We start from the raw sequence: 17,521 nt of genomic DNA, 5'->3' as shown, positions 1-17,521 counted from the left end.
ATGACCACAATACAGCCAAATTCAAATAAAATTGCTGCACTTTCGCAGTATCTCCATCAAGAAGGCATTCGTTTTGTTCCCGCCAGAATACTTCCCTCCGTCAAAATCGGCTATACGCTCTCAGTTTTATCCCTTTCTAATTGACATTAAATTTCAGGGATGATATAAAGTTAGTGTATAGCACTCACAGCGTGCGAGTGCTAATGACTCATCTAACACATACCCTGTTACATATCGAAAGGAGATCTATCCGTGGAAAAGAAACAGTTTCAAGCCGAATCCAAGCGTCTTTTGGAAATGATGATCAATTCGATTTACACACAACGCGAAATCTTTCTAAGAGAGCTTATCTCCAACTCCAGCGATGCGATTGACAAAATTTATTACAAAGCACTTACAGACGACTCGCTCGTTTTTGACAAAGATAGCTACTTCATCAAAATTACGGCTGATAAAGAAAATCGTATCCTAACTATCCGCGATACGGGTATCGGGATGACGAAAGAAGATCTTGAAAACAATTTGGGGATTATCGCGAAGAGCGGCTCCCTTGCCTTTAAGAAAGAGAACGAAAGCAAAGATGGGCACAACATTATCGGTCAATTCGGGGTAGGCTTCTATTCCGCATTCATGGTGGCTGACCACATTGCGGTAACTAGTAAGGCCCTTGGAAGCGACACGGCTTACAAATGGGAATCGGATGGCGCTGACGGTTACACGATCGCTCCAGCAGAGAAGGATTCCGTCGGTACGGAGATTGTCCTCTCCATCAAACCGAATACAGAAGATGATAACTACGACGAATACTTAGACGAATATCGCCTCAAAGCAATTATCAAAAAATATTCCGACTTCATCCGCTATCCAATCAAAATGGATATCACTGGCAAACGTCTGAAAGAAGGCAGCGAAAGCGAATTCGAGGACTATCAAGAAGAGCAGCATGTGAACAGCATGGTGCCGATCTGGAGAAAGAACAAAAGCGAGTTAACGCCTGAGGATTACGAGAAGTTTTACCATGAGAAGCACTATGGCTTCGACAAACCGCTTAAGCACATTCATGTGAGTGCAGATGGCGCGGTGGTTTACCAAGCGATCCTATTTATCCCGGAAAACATGCCTTATGACTATTATTCCAAGGAATATGAGAAAGGCTTAGAGCTTTACGCAAACGGCGTTCTCATTATGAATAAATGCGCCGACCTGCTTCCTGACTATTTCAGCTTCGTCAAAGGGATGGTTGATTCCGAGAGCTTGTCGCTCAACATTTCCAGAGAAATGCTGCAGCATGATCGTCAGTTGAAGTTGATCGCCAAAAACATTTCCAGCAAAATTAAAGGCTCGCTGCAAAGCCTCCTGAAGGACGAGAGAGAGAAATACGAGCAATTCTACAAGTCCTTTGGCAGACAGCTTAAATTCGGTGTATACAGCGACTACGGCACGCATAAAGAGCTTCTACAGGATCTGTTGATGTTCTCTTCCTCCAAGGAGAAACAACTTGTCACATTGGACGAGTATGTATCGAGAATGCCAGAAGACCAGAAGTACATTTACTATGCTTCCGGTGAGTCGATGGAAAGAATCGATAAGTTGCCGCAAACCGAGCTTGTGACTGATAAAGGCTACGAGATCTTGTACTTTACGGATGATATCGATGAATTCGCCATCAAAATGATTATGACCTACAAAGAGAAAGAATTTAGATCTGTTTCGAGTGGGGATCTCGGTATTGATGTCGAGGATAACCAAAACGATTCCGAGTCTGACAAAAAGGAAAATCAGGATCTATTCGACTACATGAATGGCTTATTGGCTGGCAAAGTGACGAGCGTAAAAGCGTCCAAGCGCTTGAGAAAGCATCCAGTATGCTTATCAACGGATGGCGATGTCACCATCGAGATGGAAAAAATCTTAAACGCGATGCCGAACAACCCGAATGTGAAAGCCGAGAAGGTACTGGAAATCAACGTCAACCACGACGTTTTCGCTTCCCTGAAGGACGCTTTCGAGAAAGATAAAGAGAAGTTGAACCTGTACACTGCACTCTTGTACAATCAAGCCCTCTTAATCGAAGGCCTGCCGCTGCAAGATCCGGTTGAGTTCACCAACGATATCTGCAAAATCATGGTATAAATAAAGTAAAGCACTGCAACTTCATCGTTGTAGTGCTTTTTTTTGGGGGTTAGGCAGGATCCGAAGGAGAAATAGGTTCCGTTTTTTCACAGGTTAGGACGGCTTTTGTACCCGAATAGACATATGCGAGTAAGCGGTCTTGATCGATACCAAGCGCTTCCGCAACCTTCATAATATCCAATTGACAAGAAATTTTACTGGATTTAGGGCTATTGACGGACATAGGATTCAACCATCCTTCGAATTAATGTAATTGATAGCAAGTCAAACCTAACCTGTGATATAGTTTTCATATAAGCGGTTATCGGTACGATAAAGGCAAAATCACTGAAAAGTGATGACGCAAATCTATAGGGACTACATTGGCACTTCTGTCTTCTGTCCAGTATGTCAGCCAGCTACCGCCTCCATCCGATAATTGCAGTACGACAAAGGAGGAAACAGATTGGTAAATAAAATAGTCATTGACGGCAATATGAGCTTAGATGTGAAGCAATTAATTGATAACTTGCATCTTCCTGAAAGTGAAATTCTGGACATGTTCTCCTTTACGTTTGATAACAACGTATTAACCCCTGATGAAGCTATTCGGTTTATTCATTTTCTTCGCAGTGAACTGGACAAACGTACTCAATAAACGAATTATGCCTTATCGATTACAAAAATACAGTCGGTTGATGTCAATAGAATAATTTTTTTTAAAATGTTCATGATGTGGCGTCATTATTGGCTTCGCCGTCATGAAACAGCAAAAGACAGCGGGACACCCGCTGTCTTTTGCTTATTTTTTGTCAGATTTCGAAAAAAAACAAATCAATTCGTGTCAGCATTATACAACCTTATTTATCCCGGAGTAATCCGGTGTCATGCTTTCCCAATATTTGCGTTAACTCCTTTAGGAACATGTTGATGTCCTTAAATTGCCTGTATACAGAGGCGAAGCGAATGTAGGCCACTTCATCGACGGGGTACAATTGTTCCATCACAATTTCACCAATGCCTAGGCTATCTACTTCAGCATGAGCTGTTGTGCGAAGCTGCATTTCAACTTCAGACACGAGCATCTCCAGTCGTTCCATGGAAACCGGTCTTTTTTCACAAGCACGAATCAAGCCACGTAAAATTTTCTCACGACTAAATTCTTCCCGGCTTCCATCTTTTTTAATCACAATTAATGGTGTTTCTTCTACCATTTCAAAAGTTGTGAATCTTCTTGCACATTTCTCACACTCTCGCCGACGACGAATCGATTTATTCTCATTGGCGGACCTGGAGTCAAGCACTTTCGTACCAGAATGGTCACAGAACGGACATTTCATTCGCTTTCCTCTCCTTTCTCTCTTGGAAATTTGGAAATTTCATTACCATATGTTACATGTCTTGAAGTTTCGAGATCTGCACACAATAGATTTACCAACCGACAAGGAGGTGAACAGACATGAGTTCAAACAATACTTTAGTCGTTCCACAAGCTAATGCAGCCTTGGATCAGTTGAAATACGAAGTAGCTCAAGAGCTTGGTATTGCTATCCCACAAGATGGCTATATGGGCAACATGACTTCTCGTGACGCTGGCTCTATTGGTGGTAGCATTACTCGTCGCCTGGTACAAATTGCAGAACAATCTCTAGCAGGTCAATTCAAGTAATCTTGAATTAACCAGGCTCGTGACGACTCTGCCACACAGGAAGCATTGGACTCTTCGCTCCCCCGGGAGCTAGTCCAATGCTTCTTTGTATGCTGACAAAGCAGCTTTTTCAGCACCGTTCCATTGCTCCGTGTAAAGCTTCGTATATTTCTCATAGTAATAGAGAACTCGTTGTACATAATGTCGAGTTTCGCCAAAGGGAATATCACGAATCGTCGATTCAGAACCGTCCCAAACCCCATTGTTTTTCCATTTATTCACATTACCTTGACCTGCATTATAAGCGGCAATGGCGTAGACCAAATTCCCATTATAATGCTTAATCAGCCAATTTAAATACCATGATCCCAAATAAATGTTGATATCAACACGAAGCAAATCTTCTTGCGTATGGGGCCCTAAATTCGAGGATTCTACAATCCAATCCGCGGTATCAGGCATAAGCTGCATCAACCCCAATGCCCCTTTGCTTGATTCTAAATGATATTTATAATTCGTTTCCACACGTATAATGGCAGCAATCAGAAACGGATCTATATTGTGTTTCGCCGCGCTTTGCCTAATCTCCTGCTGAAAGTAGATGGGATATAGCTTTCTTCCTATAATTGCGCTATTCATGAAGAGGATCATGACAAAAACGATAAGCAGAAGTGCGAACATTCGTTTTTTACGAAAGAACGTCATGCTAATCCCTTCCCTACCCAAAACCGCTCTACCCTCATGTTGGTTTCTTCCCATGTCCCGCTATTGTCGATAACGATATCCGCCAACTTCTTTTTCTCCTCGATCGACATCTGCGCATCAAGCCTAAGCTGTGCATTCTCTGCCGACAAGCCATCTCGCTTCATAAGTCGTTCCACTTGCAAGTGACGAGGAATATAAACAACCATAATTTCCTGAAACATCGAGACCAAATTCGATTCTATAAGTAAAGGAACATCAACCACAACCAGCTTGGTGGGGTAGTCCCGTTCATACGATGCCATCTGTTCACGCATCCTTGCGCGAATAGGGGGATGAAGCAGTCCCTCCAGCTGCTTACGCGCTTCTGGGGATCCAAAGATAATTTCACCTAGTTTTTTGCGTTGTAGAGAGCCATCTGATCCAATCACAGCTTGTCCAAAATGTGCAGCAACCTGTTCAAGAACAGGGCTGCCAGGCTCGACAACATCACGAGCAATCTGATCTGCATCGATTAAAAGGGCGCCACGGCTAACCAGCATGAGGCTAACCGTGCTTTTTCCACAGGCAATGCCTCCTGTTAAGCCGATATTCATAAGCTTCTCTCCTAAACGTTCATAGATGATGGATTATAACATTTTCAAAAGTCCCATGACAATAAGAACACATCCTGGAAGGATAGAAAGCTTTTTCATCCAGGGCATCTCCGCATATCGAAAGCCAATCCGTAAACCTACAGCAAGTAAGGATCCACTTGAAATGGAAATGACAGAAGCCGTTAGTAACGGAACGAAGCCGATTAAAGCAGCTCCTATTCCCGCTCCGAAAGCATCTAAAGACAGGGCTAGACCAAGTAAAGTTGCCTCAGAGGCTGAAATATTGCCAGACTTATCAACATCCGCGATGGATGGAGTTCGCAATATTTGAATCACAAGGCCAAAGCGTTTCAGTTCAATATTGAGTATCTCTTTCGTTCTCTGCAAGGTGTCAAAGGTCACTGGTTCCACATAGCCTGAGTTACGAATATCCGCATAAGGCATTGAGCTGAGGCTGATGGCTCCATGATCATCTGAGACAGCTGCCAGCTCTTGTTGCGCTTGGTTTTTCTGCCCTTGTCGCATTTGGATAAGAGCCCAAATACCGATTCCGATTAGTATAAGTGCGCCAATTCGTTTCGCGAACGAGGGTGACATGAAGGAAGACATAAGAACGCCGATCTGCATCGAAGTGAAAATGATGATACCAGACCAAAGCGAAATAATCCCAATGGATATAAGGGGTATACGGATTTTGCGTAACCCATACATAACGCCAACACCGAATCCATCCAAAGAAACCGCAAATGCCAAAATAAGCAGAGAAATGACAGGAAGCATACAAACCCTCCTAAGCGTTTTACCTGTAAACGAGCATTGCGAGCTCATTATCTAGGCTAAGTACTCCATATCATATGGGGAGGGTACGCTTCACGTGCCTATTTCTCAGACTTCTTTCGTGACCGCTTGGGCTTCAGTGGTTGACATGTCAAACAAATGTGAGTTCCTCGGCCGCCAACGACGGTCTTCATAATCTCATTTCCACATGTTTTGCAGGGCTGTGATTGTCTGCCATAAATGTTCAATTGATGTTGGAAAAGGCCAATTTCACCTTGACCATTCACATACGATTTGATCGACGAACCTCCTACTTCAACCGAGTCTTGAAGGGTGCGAATAATCGATTCATGCAGCAGGACTAGCTCCTTTTTACTCAAAGAGGAAGCTTCCCGTTCAGGATGAATCCCAGCTAGAAAGAGGGACTCGTCTACATAAATATTCCCGATCCCCACAATATATGCTTGATTGAGCAGCAGCGGTTTGATCTTCGTAGAACGATGGGCAATCACCTCTCGAAAAGCCTCAAAGGTGAACGCCTCATCCAGCGGCTCAAGACCGAGCTTAACCAGCGGAGGCTGCGTAAGCTCCTCACCCTTAGGAAACAGATGCATCGTTCCGAATTGCCGCACGTCCTTGTATCTAAGCTCACTCTCATCCGTAAAACGAAACAACACATGCGTGTGAGGCTCAAGCGGATCATCGCCTGCATACAAGCCGTACCGGCCTTCCATCCGCAGATGGGAGACCATTACATAATCGGTGAGAATGAATCGAAGAAACTTGCCTCTTCGTTCAATGGTTTCGATCGTTTGACCTTGCAGCAGCGTTTCAAATTGCTGAATATCGTCAGGCTTTTGAATAATACGAGGCAGCCTAACTTGAACATGGGCGATTGTTTTCCCAGTAATTAATTGATTTAACGTTCGTTTGACGGTTTCAACCTCGGGTAGCTCAGGCAAGGTGTTCACCTCCTTCTTGGTGTTGGGAGCAGCTCACACGGATGGCACCCTATTACTTGGCGTCATACCAAGTAAGGCCGAAATCCACGTCTGCACGCAGGGGAACATCCAGCTTCAGAGCAGCCGCCATAACTTCTGGTACGAGCTGACGCATCGTCTCTAATTCATCTTCAGGGACTTCAAATACGAGCTCATCGTGTACTTGAAGCAGCATGCGGCTCTTCAGCCCTTCTTTTACCAATCTGTCCGCCATTTGAACCATAGCGAGCTTAATAATATCTGCGGCTGTCCCTTGAATCGGTGTGTTCATCGCAGTACGTTCCGCAAATGAACGTATATTAAAGTTCGATGCTGTAATTTCAGGCAAATAGCGTCGACGCTGCAGCAACGTTGTGACATAGCCATCTCTGCGCGCATCCTTTACAATTTCATCCATATAGCGGCGAACCCCTTGGAACACGGCAAAATACTGTTCAATGAACTGCCCTGCTTCTTTCCGGGAAATATCTAAGTTCTGGGACAAGCCATACTCGCTGATGCCATACACGATGCCGAAATTAACGGCTTTCGCTTGACGGCGCATATTGCTATCCACAGCGCTTTCCTCTACGCCGAAAACGTCCATCGCTGTCTTCGTGTGAATGTCCATATTCTGAAGGAACGCTTCTGTCAGCTTCTCATCCTGCGAGATGTGCGCTAGCACGCGCAGTTCGATTTGTGAGTAATCCGCTGCAAGAATGTACCATCCAGGCTCGGATGGGACGAAGACCTTGCGGATCTTACGACCCTCTTCCAGACGAATCGGAATGTTCTGGAGGTTCGGGAACTGGCTGCTGAGACGTCCCGTCGCGGCAATCGTCTGCCGGTAATAGGTGTGCACCTTACCGGTCTCAGGCCGCACCTCTTTGAGCAGCCCTTCGACGTAGGTCGACTGCAGCTTCGCTAGCGAGCGGTAGTGCAGGATCTGCCCGACGACTTCGTTGTAGGGCGCAAGACGTTCCAGCACCTCGGCATCCGTCGAGTAGCCGGTTTTGGTCTTCTTCGAAGCTGGCAATCCCAGCTTCTCGAACAGAACCTCACCGAGCTGCTTCGGTGAGTTGATGTTGAACTCGACGCCGGCGAGCTTATAGATGCTGGACATGATCGTGTCCAGCTGCTTGCCAAGCTCCACGCCGAGCGTTTTAAGCCCTTCGGCATCCACGGTGATGCCACGTATCTCCATCTCCGCGAGAACGCCTGCGAGAGGCAGCTCAAGCTCGTAGAAGAGGCGATGCATCTCGCCCTTCTCTAATTCATCGCGCAGCACGGGAACCATGCGCGCCATGGCCATTGCTTTGCGACCTAAGTGGTCGCTAAGCGCAGCTAGTTCCGGCAGGCGAAACTTCGCGCCCTTGCCGAACACATCCTCGTCTGCTTTCACGGCCGGCAGACCATACTTCACAGACAGGCCGCTCAAGCTGAGATTCGACTCTGTCGGATCGAGGAGATAAGCGGCCAGCAGCACGTCGAAATCCACCCCTGCGAGGTGAATGCCCTGCCAAGCTAACGCCAGCTGCGCGCGGTGCAGATCGAAGAGCTGCTTCTTCTTGGAAGCATCGCTGATCCAATCGCGCAGCGGCTTGCCCGCTTCACTCTGCAGCAGTGGGAAAGGCACATAATAAGAGGTGTTGCTAGCACCATCGTCAATAAACCATACAACCCCAACCATGATAGCTTGATGGGGGTTTTCGCCAACAGCTTCCACGTGGATAGCTGCATGATCATCCAATTTAGCAATCAACGTATCTACATTGGCTTCTGTAACCGCGACAGCTTCCAGACTCTCGACGACAAGATCTTCCGCCTCCATGCTGACGGCTCCGAAATCCATCTTCTCCAGCAGCGATTTAAACTCCAACTTACGAAACATACTGGACAGAGCTTGTCCATCGAAACCATCATAGCGGAACGAATCCCAAGCTGTTTCCATCGGAACCTCACGGTAGATGGTCGCCAGCTCCTTGCTCATGATGGCATCCTTCGCATGCTCTTCCACTTTCTCTTTCATCTTGCCCTTCAAACTCGCCGAATTGGCTAATACTTCTTCAACCGTGCCGAATTCATGCAGCATTTTGAGGGCCGTCTTTTCACCTACACCAGGGATCCCCGGTATATTATCGGACGTATCGCCCATAAGACCCTTCAAATCGATAATTTGATTCGGTGTGAGGCCGTATTTTTCTTTAATCGCTTCTGGGCTGTACAGATCCATCTCACTGATTCCCTTACGGGTAATGGCAACTGTGACTTGCTCAGAGGCGAGCTGGAGCATATCCTTATCGCCAGACACGAGAAGAACCTTCTCCCCTTTGGCGTCCGCCGCTTTCGTCAGCGTCCCGATAATATCATCCGCTTCATAGCCTGAGAGCTCGAATTGCGGAATTTTGAACGCTTTCAGCAGTTCTTTAATTAACGGAAATTGTTCAGAGAGCTCCGTTGGCGTTTTGGCACGGCCGCCTTTATATTCGGTGTATTCTTTATGTCGAAACGTAATTTTCCCCGCATCGAAGGCAACGAGAAAATGGGTTGGCTTTTCTTCTTCAATTAATTTCAGTAGCATGGTTGTAAAGCCATACACCGCATTGGTGTGTAAACCGCTTGAATTGCTGAGCAGCGGCAACGCATAGAAGGCACGAAACGCAATTGAGTTCCCATCAATAATAATAAGCTTATCCATAAGTTCCACCCCAATTTTAGACATACTTCCTTCATCATAGCATACGAAATTAAAATAAAAAAACGGTTCCCTACATAAACATGTAAGGAATGCAAGTTAGGATGGTCCGGTCTTCAGAAGGAGGTTCTCCGTATGAGCCCTTTTTTCTCACCCACACGCAAAAAGGTTATATTTTTTGATATGAATAATACGATTCTAGATCGCAGACAATGTTTCGACTCCGCTTTTCTTGAAGTTATGCAGGATTTCACGGCAAGGTGGGAAACAGAGGATACGAAACTGACCGCGCAAGAGGCGCTGCTTAGCTATAAGTCCGAGTGGAGCCGCCATCGTAAAACGCCTATCCGAAGCCCCATCTCTCCCGACGAGCTGCGGCATATTTGTTTAATCAAAGCGCTCCATCCCTTTCCTATGCAGGTCAATACGGCGTTTACGCGAACCTTTTTCAATCAAGTTGAAGAACTGGAAGATAATTTCGTCGCCCTATTTCCAGGAGTAGAAGATACGTTAGAGGTGTTATCCCGTCATTATAAGCTGGCCATCATTAGTAACGGGAATCGGAAACGACTGCAGCGCAATCTGGAGAAAATGAAGCTGACCTCGTGGTTTGATCAGGAGCGTTTGTTTACGACGGAGAATGATGGTCCGCGAAAGCCGCATCCTGCGATTTTTGAGGGAGCTCTGAAATCCATGAACACGGCTTCCAGCCAAAGTGTGATGGTCGGAAACTCATGGCGTAATGATGTGGTAGGTGCAGCTTCAACGGGCATGGACGCGGTCTGGATACATCCGGGGAATATTAAGAAAATATCGGAGAGGCGAATCGGGAAGCAGAAAGTCATTATTGTTCGTTCATTCAAACAGTTAATTTATACATTCTGAATGTTGTTTACCTGATAGGTAGGATGCGGGCAGGGTTAACCTATGGCTTGAAAATGAGAAAACCTCTATCGAGGTCATTCAAGGATGAGCGACCGCGTTCAGATGTAGGTTTTATCGCCAATCGAAAGCAGTTTTCGGTTGCCGAAAACTTATACTTTCATGTGGAAATAAATACTGCCTTGATGCGCCTTCGCTTGCTTTTTGAGTTGGGCTGCCGTTTGTGATATGTGCTCAAGTGAAATGGGGGACTCACAGCTGCACAGAACTAAGGATAGCGAGAGCGTGACCCCCTCGCTCTTCAATTGATTACCGCTCCGATCTACCACATGCACCCATTCTTCTCCTTCGTAGAACAGCCGTACCCCATCTTCAAAGCGATTGATAATTTCCTGACATAGCAGCTTCGGTGAGAATGTTGTGGAGATTGCAATAAAATCATCTCCACCGACATGTCCTACAAAATCTTGCGGGGTTCCATAAAACGCGATCGCTTGCTGCATGACATCCGCCGTATATTGGATGAGTTGGTCACCTTTTTGAAAGCCAAATCGATCATTAAACCATTTGAAATAATCCAAATCCGCATAGATGACATGAAAGGGTTCACTCTCACCTATCCGCTTGTTCAATTCCCGATTAATTTGCAAATTCCCTGGAAGACCCGTTAATGGATTGGCGACTCGGGCCGACTCCATCCGTACATTCGTAATACTTTCCAGAATCGTTCGAATGGACGCCGTTCCCGCCATTTTCCCATTGCTCGTAATGATGACCAGGTCGTATAAATGATGAATGGCGCGAGACGTTGCAAGCAGCGACACTTGCTCAACTGCCACCTGCTCGTCAACGATAAGAGGTGATGCATCCATCACACTATCTATCGTACGATTCCAGTACAAGGAGTAAGCATATTGTCCGGCTAAATGTTGAAACAAACGATCCCGCATAACAAGCCCAACAGGCTGCTCTTCATGAACGATGACCACCCCGACCGCTTCTTGATTCTTCTTGAAGTAATCCGCAACCTGTGAAATCATTGCATGCATATGAAACACCCCAACAGGTGTTTTCAGCCCGCCGATATGCCAAGTCATATTTCCTCCTTGTATATTGCGATGCTGCCAAATGATCATTTTATGTGTGTCCAGTACCCGCGCTGGCGTTGTCGAAGGCTTTCCGAGCAGGAAACCTTGCGCAAAATGCACACCCATTTGTGTTAATTTGGCCAGCTCTTCTACTTGTTCAATGCCCTCAGCGATTAACGAGATGTTCATCTTTAGTGCAAACGTTACGAAGGTTTCGAGAATATACGCTTTCACTTTATTTATGTGAATATTTTCGATCAGCGAACGATCGATTTTAATAAAATCCGGCTGAAGCTCGGCAATCGCTTGGAGAGAGGAATATCCCGCTCCCGCATCATCAATGGCAATCCGATAGCCTTGCGTCCGATAATGGGCGAGAATTTTCTTAGCGAGTGAGAAGTCCTCGATCGAGCTTCTTTCGGTAATTTCGAAGACGACATTGCTCGGGCTAAGTCCATATTTCTGCAAGATATCCAGCGTTTTGCCTGGAACAAAGCCAGGGTCTTCAAGAACGTGCGATGATATATTGATAAATAGTAGTTGCTGTTGATGTTCCAAAATGGATCCTTGAATCGCCTTCTCACGCGCTAACTGCTCTAGTCGATAAAGCTCGCCCTGCTGTTCCGCATATTGAAACATCGCTAATGGTGACTGAAACGGACTATCAACGGGACCTCGTGTTAAGGCTTCATACCCCATGACCTGGCCATCCCGTAAAGAAACAATCGGCTGATAAACGGAAGAGATCCGCTGCTCCTCGATCAGTTTTTGAAACTGTACTACCACGTCTAACTGCGCTTTCATGTCCATCATCCCTCATCTATTTCTGCATGTACCTCTAGTCTATCAAAACAAATGATAAGCTTGATTAACCATATGTAAAATGTATGTAAAGACTTTAAAGAAAAAAGAGGGAATTACACTTTTTCCTCGAAAAGGTGTGATATGAATTGTTAGGTGCGTACAGCAGATATCGTGCGGAAAGGACAAGAGATGGAACAACAAGTAAAAATCTTGGCGGTAGATGATCGCTATGAAAACTTGCTGGCTCTGAATAGCATTCTGGCCTCTTCTTCCTATGACGTTATTTCTTTACAATCAGGGGAGGAAGCACTTCGATATTTATTAAAAGAACCTGCCGATCATATCGCGGTCATTTTGATGGATGTGCAGATGCCAGGGCTTAGCGGCTTTGAAACTGTAGAACTAATCAAGCAAAGGAAAGCTTGTCAGGATATCCCGATCATTTTCTTAACCGCCCTCAGTACCTCGATTGAGCATGTATTACGGGGCTATCATGTGGGGTCCATTGATTACTTATTTAAACCTGTCCATCCCAAAATGCTGCGCATGAAGGTGGATGGTTTCGTAAATATGCATCTGAACCATCAGAAGCTGAAGTCCCAGAGTGAGCTATTACATAAACGCACCCTGGATCTTGAAGAGACGAATCGCAAACTCGCAGAAGCTGAGGAGAAATTAATCGAGCAGAACTTACTTCTCGAGAATTGGGTTGAAGAACGAACTTCAGAGCTGGTCGATGCCCATGAGAAACTGATGAACTCCCAAGAGCATTTCAAAAAAATGTTCATCCTCTCGCCTTCCTTGATGTCAATCCGGCGTCTACCAGACCTTACCTATATCGATGTCAATGAAAGTTGGAAGCAGCATACTGGCTATGGAGACGAAGTTATTGGCACAACTCTGAATCTGTTGCGAGACGAACTCAACAATACGACGAAGTATGGAGATATCGTGCGGAATGAGAAAGTTCGGTATGAAACAAAATCGGGCGAAATTCGAACCGCTCTCCTATCCACAGAGATCATCGATATTGAAGATGAAAACTGCTTGCTTCATGTCGCGGTAGATATTACGGAGAGTCTAAGATTTGAATCCGAAATGGCGCGTTTAGCCCAATTAAACCTAGTCGGTGAAATGGCCGCCGGTATTGCTCATGAGATTCGGAATCCGATGACGACCATTCGCGGCTTCCTCCAACTCTTTCAAGAGAATGATCGCCATATGCAAAAAGAATATATCCCTATAATGTTAGAAGAATTGGACAGAGCGAACGAAATCATTACGGAATATCTTTCCCTCGCCAAAAATAAACAGTCCTATCAGCGTCCTGAGCATATTAACCGCATTATCGAAAGCTTACTGCCCTTGATTCAAGCAGAAGCCGTCATGTCTGGCAAGCATGTCAATGGACAATTCGGCTGCTGCCCAGAGATACAGCTCGACGATAAAGAAATGCGTCAGCTCATCCTGAACATGTGTATGAATGGACTTGAAGCGATGAGCACGGGCGGAACTTTGACCATAGAAACCTATCAAGAATTGGAACATGTTGTTCTCATGATAGCTGATCAGGGCAGTGGTATTCAGACGGAACATTTGGAGAAATTAGGTCGACCCTTCTTCACGACGAAAGATGAAGGAACAGGACTAGGCTTAGCGATCTGTTACAGCATTGCCGCTAGGCATCACGCGTCGATTGAAGTAAGCTCCAGCCCGAATGGGACAACCTTCTTCATTCGGTTTCCACTTCCACAAATTTGAGAAAAAGGCCGCCTCCGAAGTAGATTGTTCTACTTTTGGAAGCGGCCCTTCTTTGTTTATAACTAGCCTTACACGTTCAAATCTTTTCGTTTCCCCGTGACCATATAGATGACACCTTCACCGATATTCGTTGTATGATCCGCCACACGCTCCAGAAAGTGTGCAACGAACAACAGATGAGTTAGTTGACGATTACGATGATAATCCGTACCCATCATGCCCATAAGCTCCTGCATCACGGTGCTATAAAGCTTATCTACCCGATCATCCTTCTCTGCGAGTGAAGCCGCTCTATGTACATCGCGCTCCGTGTACGAGAGAAGGCTTTCGTGCAGCATTTCAATCGCGATTTCCGCCATTTGCGGAATCACTTCTAGCGGTTTGACTAACTCTTCACCCGCGAAACGAATCGTAATCTTGGCAATATCAACAGCATGATCCGCAATACGTTCCAAGTCTGTCGCAATCTTCAGTGCTGTACCAATAATCCTTAGGTCACTTGCCATCGGTTGTTGTAAGGCAATTAATCGAAGACACAACTCGTCAATAGTCATTAAATAATCATCTATAAGATCATCTTTCTGGATAACTTGTTGAGCAGCCTTCTCATCCAGCTTCGCGAGCGACTCCACTGACTGGTGAATTAAGTCCTCCACGCTTTCTCCCATATGCTGCAATTCTTTTTGTAGTAGGGCTAATGATTGATGAAACCCCGGTCTTGCGTCCATGTGCATCTCTCCTTCAATGTGTGTTTAGCCGAATCGACCCGTAATGTAATCTTCTGTACGCTGATCATTCGGATTGGTGAAGATCTTATCGGTTTTGTCTGTTTCTACTAAATAACCGTTAAGGAAGAAGGATGTCATATCTGATATTCTCGCTGCTTGCTGCATGTTGTGTGTCACGATGATAATCGTATACTTCTCTTTTAAGGTTTGTGTTAGTTCTTCAACTTTCAGCGTTGAAATCGGATCAAGGGCGGATGTCGGCTCATCCATCAGTAGTACATCAGGCTCTACCGCCAGCAAACGAGCAATACATAACCGTTGTTGTTGTCCACCTGATAACCCCATCGCAGACTTGTTCAGTCGATCTTTTACTTCATCCCAAAGTGCGGCTTGTACCAGACTGCGTTCTACAATTTCATCAAGTACCGCTTTTTTCTTCGTACCATGAATACGCGGTCCATAGGCAATATTATCATAGATGCTCATTGGGAATGGATTAGGACGTTGGAACACCATACCCACACGCTTACGAAGAGAAACAACGTCGGAATCGGAGCCATAAATATTGTGTCCGTCTACTGCCACGTTCCCTGTGATTCGTACACTATCAATGAGATCATTCATCCGGTTCAAGGTACGAAGGAAGGTAGATTTCCCACAGCCTGATGGACCAATTAACGCCGAAATTGATCCTGTCTCAATATTCAAATCTATGTCGTGAAGCGCCTGATTATCTCCATAAAATAAATTCAACTTTTCTGCCTTAATCTTATACTTCGTCGCAATAGCCATGTGTTATTTCCCCCCGGAAAGTCTTTTTTGCAAGATTCGACTTGGTATCGAAACCAGCAGATTGAAGATTAGGACAACGATTAGAAGCAGCGCAGCACTTCCTTTTGCGATTTCTTTCGCATCAGGAACGAGTGATTCAGCACCGATATACCAGAGGTGAACGGAGAGTGTCTCTCCCATTTTGAGCGGATTGAAATCTGGGAAGTAGCGAGAAACGGACAAACCTGCTGTGTAAATGAGAATCGCTGATTCACCAAGCGCACGGCCGGCAATTAATGTGATGCCTGTAATCAAGCTCGGCAAAGCCGCTGGAATGAGTACTTTGCGGATAGCCTGCCATTTCGTTGAGCCCAGCGCCAAGCTAGCTTCCCAATAGGAATCAGGCACCGTACGAATGGCTTCTTCCGTAACCCGAACCATGACGGGTAAATTTAATAGGGCAACGGTAGCCGCGCCGCCGATCAATGAAAATTTGAGTCCTAGCAAATTAGCAAACAAGAGGAAACCAAACAATCCAAACACGATAGACGGAACGGAAGACAACGCCTCAACAGAAATTCTGACGAGGTCGGTAAACCAATTCTTTTGCGCATAAATCGCTAGGTAAATACCTGAGAATAAACCGATTGGGATCGAAATGACGAGTGACAAGAGCAAAACATAGAAAGAGTTGAAAAGCTGAGGTCCTACCCCGCCGCCGGCTTTAATTTCTTCAGGTTTACCGAAGATGAAATGCCAGGATAAGTGCGGGATGCCATCGCCTAGTATGCGAACGAGAAACCATGCCAGAATCCCGATAATAATAATGCCCGATGACCAGAAATAGATCGTTGCGATGCGGTCCGTTGTTTTACTTGTCATTTAAGTTCACTCCTCTTTGCTACGATACGAATAATGAGAATGAGAGATAAGGAGATGACAAGTAGTAACAAAGCCATCAAGTAAAGAGCGTTATTCCATGTTGATCCGTAATTCGTATTCCCCATATCCTTGACGATTGCTGTTGTTAACACCGTAGTGGAGTCAAGCAGCGATTTCGGCATTTGTGGTGAGTTCCCGATGACCATGAAGACCGCCATCGTTTCGCCAATTGCGCGGCCCATACCAAGGATAATAGCTGTCAGAATTCCAGGTCTTGCTGCTGGCAAGAGAACACGCCACATCGTTTGCCACCGCGTTGCCCCCAACGCCAGTGAGGCTTCTTCCAAACGACCCGGAAGCGAACGAATGGCATCTTCGGAAATGGACAGAATAGTCGGTAGAATCATAATGGCTAGGATGATAGCAGCTGGCAATATACCATAGCCAATACCGCCTGTTATTTTACCAAGTGCAGGGACAATGACGGTCATCCCGATTAGTCCGTATACAACGGATGGAATCCCGACGAATAAATCCGTTGCAGGACGCATGATTTCGCGCATCCATTTAGGTGCGATTTTGGCCATAAATAAAGCACCCGATAACGCTAGCGGAACGGAAAGGACGACAGCAACAAGTGTCATTAGCAGCGTACTGTATAGAAAAGGAAACGCTCCGAATTTATTTTGACCAGGCGTCCAATCGGTTGAGAAGAAAAATTCTAAAGGACTTACACCTTGGAAAGTTTTGATCCCCTGCATGCCGACGAACACGATGATTGAGAATATAATTGCAGAAACTAAAGCAGCACTGCCGACAAACACCCATCTCATCATTCTATCTTGCCGATGCTGATTTTGAGTCCACTTGGTGACGACAGGGCGACTTTCATCCGATTTTGCGCTGGTTAGTTGATCTACTATGGAATTCACTGCGTGATTCCCCTTTCTCTTCATACACAAGACTTAGTAATATCATAGAATACGAATGTTATTGGATCGTAAATGAATTGTTAAGCGAATGTAAAAGTTTTGGTTGGAAACGATAAAAAGAGCGCTCCTTAGATTGCGAGCGCTCTTAGTATGTTCTTTTTAA

Annotated in this window: 17 protein-coding genes and 1 riboswitch; of the genes, 5 read left to right on the top strand and 12 right to left on the bottom strand. The window is 45.5% G+C overall.

Annotated elements, in window-relative coordinates; genetic code table 11:
- Positions 1-252: 252 nt before the first annotated feature.
- Positions 253-2,133 (top strand): molecular chaperone HtpG, encoded by a 1,881-nt coding sequence (gene htpG / locus AC58P7_RS00805; protein ID WP_497339475.1) that lies wholly within the window; start codon positions 253-255, stop codon positions 2,131-2,133.
- A gap of 49 nt (positions 2,134-2,182) precedes the next feature.
- Here htpG and AC58P7_RS00800 read toward each other — a convergent pair whose 3' ends face one another.
- Complete coding sequence (locus AC58P7_RS00800) at positions 2,183-2,356, bottom strand: hypothetical protein (RefSeq protein ID WP_497339474.1); 174 nt, start codon at positions 2,354-2,356, stop codon at positions 2,183-2,185.
- Positions 2,357-2,440: 84 nt separating this feature from the next.
- Positions 2,441-2,539: riboswitch (cyclic di-GMP riboswitch) on the top strand.
- Between the two features lie 39 nt (positions 2,540-2,578).
- On the opposite strand from AC58P7_RS00800, the gene AC58P7_RS00795 reads away from it, so the two are divergent.
- The gene (locus AC58P7_RS00795) at positions 2,579-2,770 is read left to right on the top strand and encodes a hypothetical protein (RefSeq protein ID WP_497339473.1); all 192 of its coding nucleotides are present in this window, start codon (positions 2,579-2,581) and stop codon (positions 2,768-2,770) included.
- Positions 2,771-2,972: 202 nt separating this feature from the next.
- On the opposite strand, the gene nrdR is transcribed toward AC58P7_RS00795, so the two are convergent.
- A complete protein-coding gene (nrdR, locus tag AC58P7_RS00790) occupies positions 2,973-3,452 on the bottom strand; it encodes a transcriptional regulator NrdR (protein WP_028557296.1) in 480 nt (159 codons plus the stop codon).
- A gap of 119 nt (positions 3,453-3,571) precedes the next feature.
- Between nrdR and AC58P7_RS00785 the strand changes: the two genes are divergently transcribed.
- Positions 3,572-3,781, top strand: a complete 210-nt coding sequence (locus AC58P7_RS00785) for an alpha/beta-type small acid-soluble spore protein (RefSeq protein ID WP_477589597.1) — start codon at positions 3,572-3,574, stop codon at positions 3,779-3,781.
- A 69-nt stretch (positions 3,782-3,850) separates the two neighbouring features.
- Here the strand turns inward: AC58P7_RS00785 and AC58P7_RS00780 are convergent, their stop codons facing one another.
- The 5 genes from AC58P7_RS00780 to polA all read right to left on the bottom strand — a co-directional run bounded on the left by AC58P7_RS00780 (position 3,851) and on the right by polA (position 9,513).
- Complete coding sequence (locus AC58P7_RS00780) at positions 3,851-4,465, bottom strand: lytic transglycosylase domain-containing protein (protein WP_497339472.1); 615 nt, start codon at positions 4,463-4,465, stop codon at positions 3,851-3,853.
- The gene (coaE, locus tag AC58P7_RS00775; RefSeq protein WP_497339471.1) at positions 4,462-5,058 is read right to left on the bottom strand and encodes a dephospho-CoA kinase; all 597 of its coding nucleotides are present in this window, start codon (positions 5,056-5,058) and stop codon (positions 4,462-4,464) included. Before coaE ends, AC58P7_RS00780 begins: the two co-directional genes overlap by 4 nt.
- 33 nt (positions 5,059-5,091) lie before the next feature.
- Complete coding sequence (locus AC58P7_RS00770) at positions 5,092-5,838, bottom strand: MntP/YtaF family protein (RefSeq protein WP_497339470.1); 747 nt, start codon at positions 5,836-5,838, stop codon at positions 5,092-5,094.
- Between the two features lie 98 nt (positions 5,839-5,936).
- Positions 5,937-6,797: a DNA-formamidopyrimidine glycosylase gene (gene mutM, locus AC58P7_RS00765; RefSeq protein ID WP_497339469.1), complete on the bottom strand. Its 861-nt coding sequence runs from the start codon at positions 6,795-6,797 to the stop codon at positions 5,937-5,939.
- A 52-nt stretch (positions 6,798-6,849) separates the two neighbouring features.
- Positions 6,850-9,513: a DNA polymerase I gene (gene polA / locus AC58P7_RS00760; RefSeq protein ID WP_497339468.1), complete on the bottom strand. Its 2,664-nt coding sequence runs from the start codon at positions 9,511-9,513 to the stop codon at positions 6,850-6,852.
- Positions 9,514-9,645: 132 nt separating this feature from the next.
- On the opposite strand from polA, the gene AC58P7_RS00755 reads away from it, so the two are divergent.
- Positions 9,646-10,395: an HAD family hydrolase gene (locus tag AC58P7_RS00755; RefSeq protein ID WP_497339467.1), complete on the top strand. Its 750-nt coding sequence runs from the start codon at positions 9,646-9,648 to the stop codon at positions 10,393-10,395.
- A 149-nt stretch (positions 10,396-10,544) separates the two neighbouring features.
- Here the strand turns inward: AC58P7_RS00755 and AC58P7_RS00750 are convergent, their stop codons facing one another.
- The gene (locus AC58P7_RS00750) at positions 10,545-12,284 is read right to left on the bottom strand and encodes a GGDEF domain-containing protein (protein WP_497339466.1); all 1,740 of its coding nucleotides are present in this window, start codon (positions 12,282-12,284) and stop codon (positions 10,545-10,547) included.
- 153 nt (positions 12,285-12,437) lie between these two features.
- Here AC58P7_RS00750 and AC58P7_RS00745 point away from each other — a divergent pair, with 153 nt between their 5' ends.
- Entirely contained in the window at positions 12,438-14,045 is a 1,608-nt protein-coding gene (locus AC58P7_RS00745; RefSeq protein ID WP_497339465.1) for an ATP-binding response regulator, read from the top strand.
- A 68-nt stretch (positions 14,046-14,113) separates the two neighbouring features.
- Here AC58P7_RS00745 and phoU read toward each other — a convergent pair whose 3' ends face one another.
- The 4 genes from phoU to pstC are packed head-to-tail and all read right to left on the bottom strand — an operon-like array spanning position 14,114 to position 17,358.
- The gene (gene phoU, locus AC58P7_RS00740) at positions 14,114-14,773 is read right to left on the bottom strand and encodes a phosphate signaling complex protein PhoU (protein WP_497339464.1); all 660 of its coding nucleotides are present in this window, start codon (positions 14,771-14,773) and stop codon (positions 14,114-14,116) included.
- A 24-nt stretch (positions 14,774-14,797) separates the two neighbouring features.
- Complete coding sequence (gene pstB, locus AC58P7_RS00735; RefSeq protein ID WP_497339463.1) at positions 14,798-15,565, bottom strand: phosphate ABC transporter ATP-binding protein PstB; 768 nt, start codon at positions 15,563-15,565, stop codon at positions 14,798-14,800.
- 3 nt (positions 15,566-15,568) lie between these two features.
- The gene (pstA, locus tag AC58P7_RS00730) at positions 15,569-16,426 is read right to left on the bottom strand and encodes a phosphate ABC transporter permease PstA (RefSeq protein WP_497339462.1); all 858 of its coding nucleotides are present in this window, start codon (positions 16,424-16,426) and stop codon (positions 15,569-15,571) included.
- Complete coding sequence (pstC, locus tag AC58P7_RS00725; protein ID WP_497339461.1) at positions 16,423-17,358, bottom strand: phosphate ABC transporter permease subunit PstC; 936 nt, start codon at positions 17,356-17,358, stop codon at positions 16,423-16,425. The genes pstA and pstC overlap by 4 nt, the downstream gene beginning before the upstream one ends.
- Between the last annotated feature and the right edge of the window lie 163 nt (positions 17,359-17,521).

Source organism: Paenibacillus sp. J22FR5 (assembly GCF_059691975.1).
This window is presented reverse-complemented; position numbering and strand designations above follow the sequence as displayed.